13 protein-coding genes and 1 pseudogene are annotated in these 15,020 nt (G+C 66.5%); 11 read left to right on the top strand and 3 right to left on the bottom strand.

Translation table 11 applies throughout. The annotated features are described in order from the left end of the window. Positions 1-9: 9 nt before the first annotated feature. Entirely contained in the window at positions 10-2,127 is a 2,118-nt protein-coding gene (gene flhA / locus CG471_RS07665; protein ID WP_099231449.1) for a flagellar biosynthesis protein FlhA, read from the top strand. 12 nt (positions 2,128-2,139) lie between these two features. Further along, a complete protein-coding gene (locus CG471_RS07660; protein WP_097384312.1) occupies positions 2,140-2,877 on the top strand; it encodes a FliA/WhiG family RNA polymerase sigma factor in 738 nt (245 codons plus the stop codon). A 16-nt stretch (positions 2,878-2,893) separates the two neighbouring features. Here the strand turns inward: CG471_RS07660 and mdoH are convergent, their stop codons facing one another. Together mdoH and CG471_RS07650 are read right to left on the bottom strand one after the other, a co-directional pair. After that, entirely contained in the window at positions 2,894-4,780 is a 1,887-nt protein-coding gene (gene mdoH / locus CG471_RS07655) for a glucans biosynthesis glucosyltransferase MdoH (RefSeq protein WP_099231448.1), read from the bottom strand. Positions 4,781-4,840: 60 nt separating this feature from the next. Further along, positions 4,841-6,328, bottom strand: coding sequence for a glucan biosynthesis protein (locus CG471_RS07650; RefSeq protein ID WP_099231447.1), 1,488 nt, complete (start codon positions 6,326-6,328; stop codon positions 4,841-4,843). On the opposite strand from CG471_RS07650, the gene CG471_RS30095 reads away from it, so the two are divergent. After that, positions 6,321-6,587: a hypothetical protein gene (locus CG471_RS30095; RefSeq protein WP_143560161.1), complete on the top strand. Its 267-nt coding sequence runs from the start codon at positions 6,321-6,323 to the stop codon at positions 6,585-6,587. The two genes, CG471_RS07650 and CG471_RS30095, sit on opposite strands and share 8 nt — an antisense overlap. Here CG471_RS30095 and CG471_RS07645 read toward each other — a convergent pair. After that, on the bottom strand, positions 6,542-7,402 hold the full coding sequence (locus CG471_RS07645; RefSeq protein ID WP_017500443.1) for a flagellin: 861 nt from the start codon (positions 7,400-7,402) through the stop codon (positions 6,542-6,544). The two genes, CG471_RS30095 and CG471_RS07645, sit on opposite strands and share 46 nt — an antisense overlap. A gap of 310 nt (positions 7,403-7,712) precedes the next feature. Here CG471_RS07645 and CG471_RS07640 point away from each other — a divergent pair, with 310 nt between their 5' ends. From CG471_RS07640 to CG471_RS07605, 8 genes and pseudogenes are all read left to right on the top strand, one after another. Further along, the gene (locus CG471_RS07640) at positions 7,713-8,990 is read left to right on the top strand and encodes a sigma 54-interacting transcriptional regulator (protein ID WP_004208193.1); all 1,278 of its coding nucleotides are present in this window, start codon (positions 7,713-7,715) and stop codon (positions 8,988-8,990) included. A 13-nt stretch (positions 8,991-9,003) separates the two neighbouring features. Continuing rightward, positions 9,004-9,363: a flagellar hook-basal body complex protein FliE gene (gene fliE / locus CG471_RS07635; protein WP_010338848.1), complete on the top strand. Its 360-nt coding sequence runs from the start codon at positions 9,004-9,006 to the stop codon at positions 9,361-9,363. Between the two features lie 3 nt (positions 9,364-9,366). Beyond that, entirely contained in the window at positions 9,367-11,115 is a 1,749-nt protein-coding gene (fliF, locus tag CG471_RS07630; protein WP_099231446.1) for a flagellar basal-body MS-ring/collar protein FliF, read from the top strand. Then, on the top strand, positions 11,108-12,124 hold the full coding sequence (gene fliG, locus CG471_RS07625; RefSeq protein ID WP_004208190.1) for a flagellar motor switch protein FliG: 1,017 nt from the start codon (positions 11,108-11,110) through the stop codon (positions 12,122-12,124). The genes fliF and fliG overlap by 8 nt, the downstream gene beginning before the upstream one ends. Beyond that, a complete protein-coding gene (locus CG471_RS07620) occupies positions 12,117-12,758 on the top strand; it encodes a FliH/SctL family protein (RefSeq protein ID WP_099231445.1) in 642 nt (213 codons plus the stop codon). The genes fliG and CG471_RS07620 overlap by 8 nt, the downstream gene beginning before the upstream one ends. Continuing rightward, positions 12,755-14,083, top strand: coding sequence for a FliI/YscN family ATPase (locus CG471_RS07615; RefSeq protein ID WP_010338846.1), 1,329 nt, complete (start codon positions 12,755-12,757; stop codon positions 14,081-14,083). Before CG471_RS07620 ends, CG471_RS07615 begins: the two co-directional genes overlap by 4 nt. After that, positions 14,080-14,505 carry a hypothetical protein gene (locus CG471_RS07610; protein ID WP_010338845.1) on the top strand — a complete coding sequence of 142 codons (426 nt, stop codon included), beginning with the start codon at positions 14,080-14,082 and terminating at the stop codon, positions 14,503-14,505. Before CG471_RS07615 ends, CG471_RS07610 begins: the two co-directional genes overlap by 4 nt. A gap of 1 nt (position 14,506) precedes the next feature. Then, positions 14,507-15,020: pseudogene (locus CG471_RS07605) on the top strand (flagellar hook-length control protein FliK); the annotation flags it as partial.

The raw sequence follows: 15,020 nt of genomic DNA, 5'->3' as shown, positions 1-15,020 counted from the left end.
CGGCCTCTCATGACTCCCACCCAAGTCAAAGCGAAGATCTGGATGAGCGCCGCCAAGGGGGCGGTGTTGCCGTTCGCCACGCTGATGGTCGTGCTGTTCATGATGGTGCCGGTGCCGGCGGTGATGCTGGACATCGGCTTCATCACCAACATCATGATCAGCCTTGCCGTGCTGATGGTGGCGCTGAACGCCGCCAAGCCGCTCGACTTTTCCAGCTTCCCGACGGTGCTGCTGTTCGCGACCCTGCTGCGCCTGGCGCTCAACGTCGCCTCGACCCGCGTCGTGCTGGTGTCGGGCCATGAGGGATCGGACGCCGCGGGCCAGGTGATCGAGGCATTCGGCCACTTCCTGATCGGCGGCGATTATGTCGTCGGCATCTTCGTCTTTGCGATCCTGATGATCATCAACCTGGTGGTCATCACCAAGGGCGCCGGCCGCGTGTCGGAAGTGTCGGCGCGTTTCACCCTGGACGCCCTGCCGGGTAAGCAGATGGCGATCGACGCCGACCTCAATGCCGGCCTGATGACGCCGGAAGAGGCGAAGCTGCGCCGCGCCGAAGTCGCGACCGAGGCGGATTTCTACGGGTCGATGGACGGTGCGTCCAAGTTCGTGAAGGGCGACGCGATCGCCGGCATCCTGATCCTGGCGATCAACATCATCGGCGGCATCATCCTGGGCGTGCTCAGCCATGGCCTGGCGATGGGCGATGCGGCCCAGACCTATATCCTGCTCGCCATCGGTGACGCGCTGGTCGCGCAGATCCCGGCGCTGCTGCTGTCGATCGCCGCCGCCTCGATCGTGACCCGCGTCAAGTCCGAACAGGACCTGTCGGCGCAGGTCGCCGGCCAGTTCGGCACCGGCAAGGCCTGGGTGCCCGTGGCCGCGATCCTCGGCTTCCTCGGCATCCTGCCGGGCATGCCGCATCTCATCATCCTGACGGCCGCCGCCATCGCCGGTGGTATCGCCTGGCAGCTGCGCAAGGCCGGCCAGCGCAAGGCCGCCGAACCCGAACCGGTCGCGCCGCCGCCCAACCCGGCCATCATCGAATGGAACGACGTGTCCGATGGCGCGATCCTGGGTCTGGAGATCGGCTATGGCCTGATCGGCCTGGTCGACGAGCGCAAGGGCGCGCCGCTGATGGCCCGCATCACGGGCATTCGTCGCCAGCTGTCGAAGGAACTGGGCTTTGTCGTGCCGATGGTCCGCGTGAAGGACAATCTGGCGCTCGAACCCAATCAGTATCGCATCACCATCGCCGGCGTCGTCGTGGGCGAGGATGATATCTGGCCCGACGATCTGCTGGCGCTGGACAGCGGCATGCTGGAAGGCACGGTCGCCGGTCGCCCGGCCAAGGATCCGACCTTCGGCCTCGACGCTGTCTGGATTTCCCCGGCCAAGCGCAGCGAGGCGGTGGTCGCCGGCTATACCGTGGTCGATCCGCCGACGGTGGTCGCCACCCATCTCAACCAGCTGATCGCGATGAACGCGGCCGAGATGTTCGGTCTGGACGAAGCGCGCAAGCTGCTCGACAATCTCAAGGATGTCGCGCCGCAGCTGGTCGACGGCCTGACCCCCGGCACGCTCAGCCTGACGCAGATTTCCGCGCTGTGCCGCGCGCTGCTGTCGGAAGGGATCGCGCTCAAGGATTTCCGCCGCATCTGCGAGGCGATGGTCGATGCGGCCCGCCCCGACATGAACCACGAACAGCTTGTCGAAGCGGTGCGCCAGCGCATCGGCGCGCTCATCATCCAGGGCCTCGTCCCGGTGAAGATGCCGCTGCCGGTCATCACCCTCGACGGCGATCTGGAAGCGATGCTGGCGCAGGCGATGCGTGTCGCGGGCGACGCCAAGCATCCGATCGAGCCGAGCCTGGGCAATCGCATCGTCGAATCGGTCGTGCATGCCGCCCGGCCGATGCTGGGCCAGGCGCGCAATTTCGCCATCGTCACCTCGCCGGTCGCGCGCCGCGCGCTCGCCCGGCTGTTCAAACCCCATCTGCCCGAGACCCCGGTGCTGTCCTTCCTGGAAATCCCGGACGGCAAGGGTGTCGAGGTTGTCGCCGTCGTCGGTGGCGAGCAGCGTCCCACGCCCCGGCACGATCCGCTGCCGCGTGAACGCGTCGCCTGAGGAGACTGACCAATGTATATGAATAAGGTCGCTGCAGGCTCGGATGTCCTCACTTATGGACGGGCAGGGCTTGCCAATTCCCCCGAACAGCTGGCGCGCCGCTACATGCCGCTCGTGCGCAAGATCGCCTGGCATGTCCATGGCCGCGTTTCCAGCGCGATCGAGGTGGAGGATCTGCTGCAGATCGGCATGGTCGCGCTGGTGGAATCTGCCAACAGTTTCGAGGATCGCGGCCTGGGCTTCGCCTCCTATGCGCAGCTGCGCGTGCGCGGCGCGATGATCGATCATCTGCGGCGCCATTCGACCCTGTGCCGCTCCGCCATGGCGACCCGGAAGAAGCTGGCCGCCACCCGTGCGAAGCTGGAACAGAAATTGGGCCGGACGCCGCTGGAAGCGGAAATGGCCGCTGAACTGGGCATGGACGCCGCCGACTATCGCGAGGCGGCCGATGGCGCCGAGATGGTCCAGCACACCAGCATGGACGAGGTCTATTCCGACCAGTCCATGTGGTTCGCCGATGTCGAGGATCGTGCCGACGACATCATGGAGCGCGAATCGCTCAAGGGCGCGCTCGCCAAATGCATCGGCGAACTGCCCGAGCGCGAGGCGCTGGTGCTGCAACTCTATTTCGTCGAGGAACTCAATCTGGAGGAAATCGGCCAGACGCTGGACATCGGCGCGGCGCGCGTGTGCCAGATCAAGAAGTCGGCGCTCGACAAGCTGCGCGGCAAGCTCAGCGACTGGAACTGACCAGCCCGCGCGCCCGTCAACCGTCGTTGGCGGGACGCGATACCGATGCCTTGCGACCCGGAACCGGCCAACGGAAACGCAGCGGCCGGTAATTCTGTGTCCGCCACCAGGGTTCGGGCACCTGGAACAGGCCGCTATTTTCCGCCCGCTGGCCCAGATCCTTGCGCGCGGTCAGCGCGGCCAGAATGGGCGCGGCGAACAGGCCGGCCAGCACCGGGCTCATCCAGCCGATCGCATTGGCGCGCACCGCCAGCACGGCCAGGCCGACGCCCAGCAAGATATGCCATTTGAACAGCCAGATCGCGCCCAGGATCGCCATGCCGTCGCGGTCGCGGGTCTGGCCGTTCCAGCTCGCCTTGCGGCCCATCAGTATGCTGAACAGGTTGATCGTCTGGGTCAGCATCGCGACCGGCGCCATCAGGATCGACAGGAGGATGTCGGCGATCACGCCGCGCGTCATCCGCACTGCGCCACCAAAGCCGATCCGCCGCGACGGGTCGGCCATGGCCCAGCCGATCGCCAATAACTTGGGACCGAACAGCAGTACTGCGGTCACCGTCAGCAGCGTGCTGGACGGCAGCACGGCGGCCGGCGGCCATACGCCGGTGGCGACGCCGCCCAGAACCACCAGCATCATGGCCAGCCATAGCGGCGAGGTGCAATAGGCCGATGCGCCGACGAACAGCTGGAACCGGCTGACCGGGTGCAGCCCCTTGATCTTCGCCAGCAGTGGGACATGCTGGATATTGCCCTGGCACCAGCGACGATCGCGGGTGAACAGGTCGGGCATGGCCGGCGGAAATTCCTCGAAACTGTCGTCGGCAGTGACCATGTGAACGTCCCAGCCACGCCGGCGCAGCAGCGCTGCTTCCAGCATGTCATGGCTCAATATATGGCCGCCAAAGGGCGCCCGGCCCGGCAGTTCGGGCAGGCCGCAGCTTTCGGCGAAGGCGCGCACCCGGACGATCGCATTATGGCCCCAGAACATGCCTTCGGACCCGGCCCACCAGATCATGCCGGCGGCCGAGATCGGCCCGAACAGGCGGCTGGCAAATTGCTGCCAGCGGGCGAACAGCGTGGCCGCGCCCATCACCGTCGGCACGGTTTGAATGAGGCCAAGATGCGGGTGGCGTTCCATGTCGACCGACAGGCGCGCCATGGTCTGGCCGCTCATCACGCTGTCGGCATCCAGCACGATCATATGGTCATATGCGCCGCCGAAACGGGTCACCCACTCCTCGATATTGCCCGGCTTGCGACCGATATTGCGGGCGCGGCGGCGATAATGGACCGGGCGCGAGAAGGCCTTGCGCATTTCCAGATAGGCCTTGCGCTCGGTTTCGCCATTTTCCGGGTTGGAATCCGACAGGATGAAGAATTCGAAGCGCTCGCCCCCCATCACCTGCGACAGCGATCGTTCCATGATCGACAGGCGGCCGAGCACGCCCAGGAAATCCTCGTTACAGACCGGCAGCAGGATGGCGGTGCGCGCCTTGAGCGGCGTGCGATCGCGCGGGATATAGGGGCGAACGCCCTTGCCCTTGCCGACCGTCAGCAGCAGGAAGCCGATCGCGGCAGTGGCAAAGCCGAAGGCGATCCAGGCGAAAAGCGGGATGAACAGGGCAAGATAGACGCCCTCCCAGAAGGAAATACCGTCCAGGCCGATCGACCGGCGCATCTCGTGCGCGGCAAGCGCGGCGGGCAGCAGTGCCAGCAGCACGACCAGCAGCCGGCGGGCCCACAGGTCGATGTTCAGGGGGCGATGGATCCGACCCGGCGCGGTCGCGAAATCCTGCACCGGCATGGCAAGCGGCGCCTCTGCCGGCACGCTTTCGAACGCCCGGACAAGCGCTTGCGACCCCGTGGCCCCATCGGCCACGTTCGTGCCTCCTGTCGATGTCATGTCAGACCCATTCCTGGTTAACCCGAGCGCTAGAACCTTTCGCTACCCGCGTGGTTCCCTTCATGCGCCTATCGGATAATGCACATATTCACTGAACGCGCGATTGCCAGAGCGAAGTTGGACCCGGATATCCGCCGCCCTGTCGCCCGATTTGCGGATGTCGATCGCCACGCGATACAATCCCGCCTGGCCCAGCACCGGATATCCGCCCTTCTTGACGATGGTGCCGTTGCCGATGTCGGTCCACAGGTCAGGCTTCGCGTCGGCGGGCAGGCCGGCAAAGTCGATCACCAGTCGTTCGACTCCGGCTTCGTCGCCACGGCCGCGCCATACCGCCTGCACGATCGCCAGATTGCTGCCGGCGGGCGCCCGGTCCGCCGTCCAGTCCAGGCGATAGGCGGCGTCGATCCGGCTGCCGGGACGCGCGGCCTTGGCCGGCGTCCAATAGGCGCAGACATTGTCGGTATATTCGCTGTCGGTCGGAAAGGTGTAGAGCCGCACCTGTCCCGCGCCCAGCGGCGCAGACGGGGTCGCCCATAGCGAGGGGCGACGGTCATAATAGACGCCGTCATCCTGATAATGGTCGAAATTGCGGTCGCGCTGTAACAGGCCAAAGCCCTTGGGGCTGGTTTCGGCAAAGCCATCGACGCGCGGGACGGACGGGTTCACCAGCGGCCGGGCCTGCCCGCTGCCATCGGCGCTGGCGATGGAGAGCAGGTCGGAATCATGGATTTCCGGGCGCCAGTCGGTGCCCTTGGTCCGGTGCGCCTCGTCGTACCAGAACATGCTGGTCATCGCCATCAGCCCCAGTTCGGGGATCGGCCGGCGCGGGAAGAGGGCAGCGGTCACGTCCTGTGTCACCCCCTTGGCGCCAAGCCGATTGACGAAGCGGAAGGCGCCGGTGATCGATGCCCCATCTAGCAGGGCATAGACGGTGACGCTGCTGTCGCCGGTCCGCTCCAGCCAGAAATGGGTGAAGCGGGGAAATTCCTCCTTGCCCGGAATGCTGGTGTTGATCGCGATCGCGCGGGCGGACAGGCCGAACTGCTTGGTCGGGCCGGGCGCGCGAAAATAGCTGGCCCCCAGGAAGGACAGCCAGTCGCCGTCGCGCTTGGCATTCATGATGCGGAAGCCGGCATAGCCCGCGTCTGGGCCAAGGTCCGCGACGGCATTGCCGTCCGGCGTCTCGAACATGGCGGGATCATAACGCAGCGGCGTCGCCACGCCCTTGTCCACCAGTGCGATCTGCACCGGCTGCTGGGCCGTGCCGCTCAGCGGGAACAGGCGGACGCCGGTGTCGCCGGGCAGGTCGCCCCAGATCGTCTTCTCGTCGCGGAACCGGGCCTGGTGCATCTGGTCATAGCCGACCTTGGCGGCGACCGGATTGGGCGGGGTTTCGGCAAAGGGCGTGCGCGCCAGCTTCTGCGCCATGGCGATGATGCCATCCCACGAGAAACGGTCGTTTCGGGCTTGGGAGAGGGCGGGGCGAGGGAGCAGCAGCGCTGCGCCCGAAGCAGCGATCAAGGCGCGCCGGTCGATCATGGTCATGCGTCCATCATGGGTGCTGATCGCGCCATTGCAAGATGGGCCTGTAATCAAACGCGATGAAGCCCCCGTCCGGGGGGACGGAGGCTTCGAATTTGGCCGTTTGATCGAAGGTGTTACCCCCGGCACGGTGGGGACTGTTGATGTGCCGGGGGTGACATGGCGGGTTGCCGGTGACCAATACCTCAACCCGTCATTTTCGGTGTCCGATCTGGATTACTGGATCAGCTTCATGACGTTCTGCTGGCTCTGGTTGGCCTGAGCCAGCATCGCGGTCGATGCCTGGCTCAGGATCTGGGCCTTGGCGAGCGCGGTGGTTTCGGTCGAGAAATCGGCGTCTTCGATGCGGCTCTTGGCGTCGGTCAGGTTGGTGACGTTCGCGGTCAGCGTGTTGACGGTCGATTCCAGGCGGTTCTGCACCGCACCGAGATTGGCGCGCGAGGTGTCGATCGCCTTCAGGGCGTCGTCATACAGATCCAGAGCGGCGCCGACATCGAAGGTGCCGGCCGTGACATCGAGGGCAGCGGTGGTCGCACCGCCGGTCACCACTGCGGCGACATCGGTGTCGTCTTCGACATTGCCCAGGTCGATTTCGATCGCGTCGCTGGAGTTGGCACCAGCCTGGATGTTGATCTTGCCGTCAGTGTTGGGGCCGGCCGAACCGTCGAACAGCTTGATGCCGTTGAAGCTGGTGTCCGACAGAACCTTGCCGATCTGGGTGGCGAGCTGGTCGATTTCCGACTTGATGTTGCCCTTGGCGGTGTCGTCGTTGGTGTCGTTGCCGGCCTGGACGGTCAGTTCACGCATGCGCTGCAGCATGTTGGTGACTTCGCCCAGTGCGCCTTCTGCGGTCTGCGCCAGGCTGATGCCGTCATTGGCGTTGCGGATGCCCTGGGTCATGCCCTTGATCTGCGAGGTCATCGACGAAGCGATGGCCAGGCCAGCGGCGTCGTCCTTGGCCGAGTTGATGCGCTTGCCGGTCGACAGGCGCTCCATGGCGGTGGACAGAGCCTTGCTGGAGGCGGCCGAAGCATTGGTGGCCCGCAGCGCCGACGAGTTGGTTCCGATAACAGTCATGATATTCCCTTTCCGTTCATCAGGTCGCTGTCGTCTGACGCTTGCGGCCTCGAAAGGGGATAACGGCGGGCCGCGAAAAGCTTTTAGGGGGCGATGCGATTTTTCTGGAAAAAGACGGAAAAACAGCCCTCTACGCGTGCGCGTATATAGAGTGCGATTTTTCTGCGGGGGGAGCGGAAAAAAATTGCCGGTCACCGGCAAGTTAATGGCCGCGTTAACCATCTAATAACCACGCTGGCGTAAATTTAAGTCATCGAAGGGGGTAGGGGCGTGCGGGGGCACAAACCTGCCAAGACACTGGGGACAGTTCATGTCATCGCTTGACGTGAGCCGTGGGGTCTGCGCGCTCGTTCCGGGCTTGCAGCACTGGCTCGAAAATGCCTTGTACACGGTGCGGATCGTGGATGCGCAGAGCCCGCGTGAGCGGGATAGCCGCCGCGTCCTTCTCGCGACCGAGATCGGCCATGCCACCCATCGCGATATCCTCATCAACCTGGTCGACGGCAAGCCGTCGCTGGTGCCGGCGGCCAATGGCCTGCCCGCCCGCGTCGCCTTTGGCCTCGAAGACATGGGTTTTGCCTTTGCGCTGATCGCCGAGCTGGCCCGCCCAGCTTCGGTCCCAGCGGTTGGCGATGCCGCCAGCGCCCGCCTGATGACGCTCGCCGGCCGCGTGGCCCGTAGCGATGCCACCGTCCTGATCCAGGGCGACACCGGCACCGGCAAGGAAGGCATGGCGCGCTTCCTTCATACCCAGTCCGGCCGGGTCACCCATGACTTCATCGCCGTCAACTGCGCCGCGCTGCCCGAAACCATGATGGAAGCCATGCTGTTCGGCCACAAGAAGGGCAGCTTCACCGGCGCATCCAATGCCTCGGACGGCCTGTTCCTGGCCGCGGACGGCGGCACCCTGTTCCTCGACGAAATTGCGGAGCTGCCCCTCGCGCTCCAGGCCAAGCTGCTGCGTGCCCTCCAGGAAGGCGAAGTGCTGCCGGTCGGCGCCACCCATCCGGTGCCGGTCAATGTCCGCATCGTCGCCGCCTGCAACCGCAACCTGGCCGACGAAGTCGCCGCTGGCCGCTTCCGCGAAGATCTTTACTGGCGCCTCAATGTCATGGCGCTGGAACTGCGCCCTCTGGCCGAACGTCCCGGCGACATCGCCGCGATCGCCGCCGCCATGCTGCTGCGCCACCAGGATGCCGGCAAGGACGGCTTTGTCTGGCCGACCGCCGCCGCGCTCGACAAGCTGGCCGCCCATCGCTGGCAGGGCAATGCCCGCGAGCTGGGCAATGTGCTGCAGCGCGCGCTGGTGCTGCGCGACGGTGAACGTATCGAGGCCGACGACCTGCATGTCGCTGGCGCGCCGCAGCCGCTGCGTATAGTTTCGGCCGCGCCGGTTGCCGCAGTCGCTGCCGCGCCGGCCGAGCCGATCCGCCTGCGCGACGTCGCCCATCATTCCAAGCTGGAAGCGATCCGCACCGCCCTGCGCGAGACCGACGGCCATCGCGCCGCCGCCGCCCGCAAGCTGGGCATTTCCGAACGCACGCTGCGCTATCGGCTCGCCGAGATGCGCGAGCTGGCTGCGGCTTAAGGAGGGTTAGGGCATGACCGGTATCTCTCCCACCGACAGCGTGATGGCGATGCGCAATGCCATCCTGCAGAAGAACGCCGCGCTGCGCGACGTCGCCTCGACCGGCAATGTCGGTTCGGCTGGCGGCGCTGGCGCAACGCAGGGCACGGCGCCTGGCGGCTTCACCGATGCGCTCAACAACGCGCTCCAGCAGGTCAACGGCCTGCAGACCCAGGCCGGCGATGCCGCCTCGGCGTTCGAGCGGGGCGAAACCACCGATATCGCTGCGGTCATGCTGGCCAAGCAGCAGGCGTCGGTCAGCTTCGAGGCGACCCTCCAGGTCCGCAACAAACTCCTGTCCGCCTACAAGGACATCATGAGCATGCCGGTCTAACCCATGAGCGAGAACGCACTCACCATCGATGGCGGCTCGGCCGCTGCCCCGGCCCTCCCGGCCGTCACCGGTGTCAGCTTCGGCAATGCCAAGGGCGTGGATGCGCTCAAGGCGCGCTTCGCCGGCTTCATCAAGCAGCCGGCCGTGGCCAAGAGCCTGCCGCTGCTCGGCCTGCTCGGCACCGTCGCGGTCGCCGGCGCGGCCTGGCTGGCCCTGCGCGAACCGCCGCAGCGCGACCTGTTCCGCGGCCTGCCCGATGGCGACAAGTCTGCCGTCGCCCAGGTGCTGGACCAGAATGGCATCAAATATGACTTCGACAATGCCGGCGGCATGACCGTTGGCGAGGGCGATTATTTCAAGGCGAAGATGATGCTCGCCGCCCAGGGCCTGCCCAAGAGCGCGCCCGACGGCAACAGCATGATCGACAGCCTGCCGATGGGCGCCAGCCGCGCGGTCGAGAATGAGAAGCTGCGCGGCGCCCGCGAGACTGACCTCGCCCGCACGATCGAGGCGATCGACAGCGTCGAGAGCGCCAAGGTCCATCTTGCGGTCGAAGCGCCCAGCGTCTTCCTGCGCGAACGTACCAAGCCGTCCGCTTCGGTGATGCTGCGCCTGTCGCAGGGCCGCACGCTCACCGACGCACAGGTCAGCGCCATCGTTCATCTCGTCGCCTCGTCGATCCCGGAACTGAACCCGGAAGATATTTCGGTCGTCGACCAGAATGGCCGCCTGCTCAGCAATAATGACGGCAATGCCGCCGACGATCGCCAGCTCGCCATCCAGACCCGGATCGAGGATCGCTATCGCCAGTCGGTGGTCGCGCTGCTGACCCCGATCCTGGGCGACGGCAAATTCTCGGCCGAAGTTCATGCCGAACTGAATTTCGCCGAACGCCAGGCGACCCGCGAAAGCTTCCCCCAGGACGAGGCGCGCCTGCGTGCCGAGCAGGGCAGTTGGTCGTCGGACGAGCGGGGCCAGAAGGCTGGCGAGGCATCGGGCATCCCCGGCGCGCTCAGCAACCAGGCGCCGGTCAACCCGACCGTGACCCAGACCAACCCGAACGGCCAGGCCGTGACGCAGGGCCAGACGGCCGAACAGCAGCAGCCGGCCACGCCGGGCCTGCCGCCGATGAAGACCGAGGAAACCTTCAACCGCAGCTTCGAGCTGGGCCGTGAAGTGTCGGTCACCAAGGATGCTGTCGGCACCGTCAAGCGCCTGTCGGTCGCCGTCGCGCTCGACACCGGCGCCGATGGCAAGCCGCGCTCCGCCCAGGAAATCGCCGCGCTGGAAGCGCTGGTGAAGGGCGCCGTCGGCTTCGACCAGGCCCGTGGCGACGTCGTCGCCCTGTCGGCCCGCAGCTTCGCCAAGGCCGAAGAGGTCAAGGCCCCCTGGTATGAGGCCGACTGGATGTCGCTGCTGATCCGCAATGTCTCGGCCCTGCTGGTCGCGCTGCTGGTGATCTTCGGCATCGGTCGCCCGCTGCTCAAGCGCCGCGCCGCTGCCCAGGAAGCGAAGGTCGTGGAGACCGCCGAAGCCGGGCAGCGCCTGGGTCGCGAAATCTCGGGCGAACTGACCAAGCAGGCGACCGAAAATTCCGATCCCAGCCGTCCGGTGACGCTCGACATGATCTCGTCCACCTATGATTATGCCCAGCGCGCCGACCTGATCCGCAACTTCGTCAAGCAGGATCCCGATCGCGCCGCCCTGGTGGTCCGCGACCTTCTGAAGGAAGGGAAGAAGGAAAATGCCTGAGATCGTCCCCGGCCGTCCCGAGGCGCTCAAGGGCAGCGCCGCCGCCGCCGTCCTGCTGATGCTGTTCGATGAGGATGAGGCGGCGCAGATCCTGTCGCGCCTGGAGCCCGAAGAAGTCCGTCAGCTCGGCTATGCCATGTATGACGTGCAGGATGTCGATCCGGAGGAAGTGAACGAGGCGCTCGACCATTTCGTCACCAAGGCCAAGAAGCGCACCACCATCGGCTATGGCGCGACCCGCCATATCCGCGGCGCGATGACCAAGGCTCTGGGCGAGGAGCGGGCCGAAACCATCCTGGCCCGCATCACCCCGCCGACCCGCTCCACCCAGCTGGAAATGCTGAAGTGGATGGACGCCAAGGAAATCGCCGTCCTGATCGAGATGGAGCATCCGCAGATCATGGCGATCGTGCTGGCGCATCTGGAAGCGCCGGTTGCCGCCGACGTGCTGCAACTGCTGCCGACCGAATATCAGGAAGAGATCGTCTACCGCATCGCCACGCTCGGCCCGGTGTCGAACGAGGCGCTGGACGATCTGGAGCAGTTGCTGCTGCGCGGTCCGGTGAACAAGCAGGGCGCGGCGTCGCAGCGCGGCGGCACGGTCGAAGCGGCCGCGATCATGAACAATGTCCGCAAGGACAATGAGCAGCGGATCATGAAGGCCGTCGCCAAGCGCGACAAGATGATCGCCCAGACCATCGAAGAGGAAATGTTCGTCTTCGATAACCTGATCGACATGGATGACAAGAATCTGGGCACGCTGATGCGCACCGTCGACAGCCAGGTGCTGGTCGTGGCGCTCAAGGGCGCGAACGACATGCTCAAGGCGAAGATCTTCAGCTGCATGTCGGCCCGCGCCGCACAGGCGATCGCCGACGAGATCGAGGAACGCGGCCCGATCCGCCTGGCCGAAGTCATCGACGCGCAGAAGCTGATCATCGCCACCGCCCGCCGCATGGCGGATGCCGGCACCATCATGCTGGGTGGCAAGGGGAACGACTTTGTCTAAGATCTGGGCCGCCGAAGCCAGCCACGACGTATCGAGCGTGCCGATGATCGGCGTTGGCCAGGTGGCCAGCAACGGCTTCCGCAGCCTCTATTCGGCGCTGCCCGGCGACGTCGTCGCGGCGCCCGCCCGCGCGCCGATCCATGCCGAACCGGAAACCGACCCGATCGACGAAGCCCATATGGCGGGCTTCTCGCAGGGTTTCGAGGAGGGCTATCGCGCCGCCGGTGAGGATCAGGCGAACGAGATCGAGGCGCGCAACCGCCTGACCGCCGCGCTCGAAATGCTGGCGCCGGCCCCCAGCGGCAGCCTGTCGACCATGTTGTCGGCCACGGTCGTCCGCCTGGTCGAACAGATTGTCGGCGAAGTGCAGATCGATCTCGACCGGCTGACCCAGCGCTGCGAAGCGGTCGCCGCCTTCATCGATGACAGCAGCGACAAGAGCGCACTGCATCTGCATCCTGACGACGTCGCCCTGCTCGAAGGCGAGCAGATCGGCGTGCTGCTGGTGTCGGACAAGAACATGCAGCGCGGCTGCGTGCGCCTCGAAACCGCCGATGGCTGGGTCGAGGATGGCCCGGACGTTCGTCTGGCGCGCCTGCGCGCCCTGATGGACGACATGGAGGGTAAGGCATGATCCGCGCCGAGCTGGCGCAGGCCGAAACCCTGTTCGAGCATCTTCAGGTCCAGAATCGCCAGCCGCGCCATGTCGGCCGTCTGGTCAGCCATGATGCCGGCATGCTGGAAGTCACCGGCTTCCGCCGTCCGATCGGTTCGGGCGCCCGCGTCCTTGCCAGCGACGGGTCGGTCTGCCGCGCTGAAGTCGTCGGCTTTCGCGGCGAACGCACCCTGCTGGTGCCGCTCGACGCTGACGCGCCGCTGGAAAACGGCATTCGTGTCGAACCCGACAGCCAGGCCAATATGGTGCAGGTGGGCGAGGGGCTGATCGGCCGTGTCATCGATGCCATGGGCCAGCCGCTCGACCGCAAGGGGCCGATCATTGCCGGCGGCGTCTGGCCGCTCAACGGGGTGAAGGGCAATGTCCTCGATCGCGGCCGCGTGACCGAGCCGTTCGACCTTGGCGTGCGCGCCGTCAACGCGCTGCTGACCGCCGGGCGCGGCCAGCGCATCGCCATCATCGCCGGCTCGGGCGTCGGCAAGTCGGTGCTGATGGGCCAGATGATCGCCGGCGCGGAAGCCGATATCGTCGTCACCGGCCTGATCGGCGAGCGTGGCCGCGAGGTCAGCGACTTTCTCGAAACCAAGCTCAAGCATGCGATGCACAAGAGCATCGTGGTTGCCGTGCCGGCCGATCATCCGCCGGTGCTGCGCCTGCGCGCCGCCGCGCGTGCCACCGCCATCGCCGAATATTTCCGCGCTCGCGGCAAGAAGGTGCTGCTGCTGATCGACAGCCTGACCCGCTGCGCCCATGCCCAGCGCGAGATCGGCCTGGCGCTCGGCGAACCGCCGGCGATGAAGGGCTATCCGCCCTCGGCGCTGGCGCTGATCCCGCGCCTGGTCGAACGCGCCGGCGTCGACGCTCGCACTGGCGGCTCGATCACTGCGCTCTACACCGTTCTCGCTGATGGCGACGACACCGACGATCCAATCGTCGATGCCGCCCGCGCCATTGTCGACGGCCATTTCGTGCTGTCGCGCAGCCTGTCGGAACAGGCGATCTTCCCGGCGATCGACATCGGCAAGTCGCTGTCGCGCGTGATGGCCGACGTCGTGCCCGACGAGCATCGCCAGGCCGCTGCCGCCTATCGCCGCCTCTGGGCCGCCTATGAGGAAAATCGCGACCTCATCCTGATGGGCGCCTATCGTCCCGGCAATGATCCGGTGATCGACGAGGCGGTGCAGCGTCGCCAGGAAATTCTGAACTTCATCCGCCAGGACCAGAAGAGCCGGATCGACCTTGATACCAGCGCCAACGCGCTGATCGCGGAGTTCGGCGCGTGAAGGGGCTGGTGTCCCGCCGTCACCGCGTGCTGCGCGTGCGCCATGTCCAGCATGCCATGGCCATGGCCGAGACCGCGCGCGCCCGTGACGAGGCGGAGGGGATCGCCACCAACCTCGAACGTCTGCGCCGGGTGCGGGGCGAGCTGTTCGGCGTTCAGGGCGGTGCCACCGGTGCCTCCTTTGCATCGATGCAGGAACTGGCCAGCCGTCTGGAGCAGGCCGGTCGCCAGCTCGACGGCGCGCTCTACGACGCCCGCCGCAAGGTGGAGGCGAAGGAAGGGCTCAGCATCGCGGCCAACCGCGAGAAGGAAATTGCCGCGCGCCTGAAGGATCGGGCCCGCGTCGCGCTGGAAGAATGGCGCGAGAACAAGCTTGCCGCGTTGCCGCGCTATCGCCGCATGCAGCGCACGGGGGACAATTGACATGACCATGCTCGCCAGCCTCAAATCGCTGCTCTTCTCCTCGACGCCGCTGGCCGGTGCGACGGCGGCCGGTGCTTCGGCCGTGGTCGAGGGTGCGGCCGACTTCGCCGCACTGCTGAGCGATGTCGATGGCGCGCCGCAGCCGGCTGCGCCTGCCACGACCGTGGGCGCGCCAGCCCTGCCGGTGGAAGCGACGATCAAGGGTGATGCGCCGGTCGTGACGCCCGAAGCAATCGAGGCGCCGGCTCTGCCGGACACCGCCGAATTTCTGACCCAGCGTGCCATGCCGGTCCAGCCGGCCGCAGAACCGGCGCTGCCGGTCGTTGAGGCCGCGCCGGTTGCCGAACCGGTCCTGCCCGTTGCTGCGCCAGTCCAGGATCAGGTGGCCGTTGCGCCCGTATCGGCCGAGCCCGCCCCGATCGTCCTGCCGGAGGGTGAGGCTGTCGCCGAAGCCCTCCCGCTGCCTCTGCCGACCCCGGCGCTGGCGGGCGCGCCCGCCCCCGCCCGTCCACTCT

It is taken from the genome of Sphingobium sp. IP1 (assembly GCF_002708645.1).
Lineage (GTDB): Bacteria > Pseudomonadota > Alphaproteobacteria > Sphingomonadales > Sphingomonadaceae > Sphingobium > Sphingobium yanoikuyae.
Note: the sequence above shows the minus strand (reverse complement) of the source record. Positions and strands in the feature narration are given on the sequence as shown.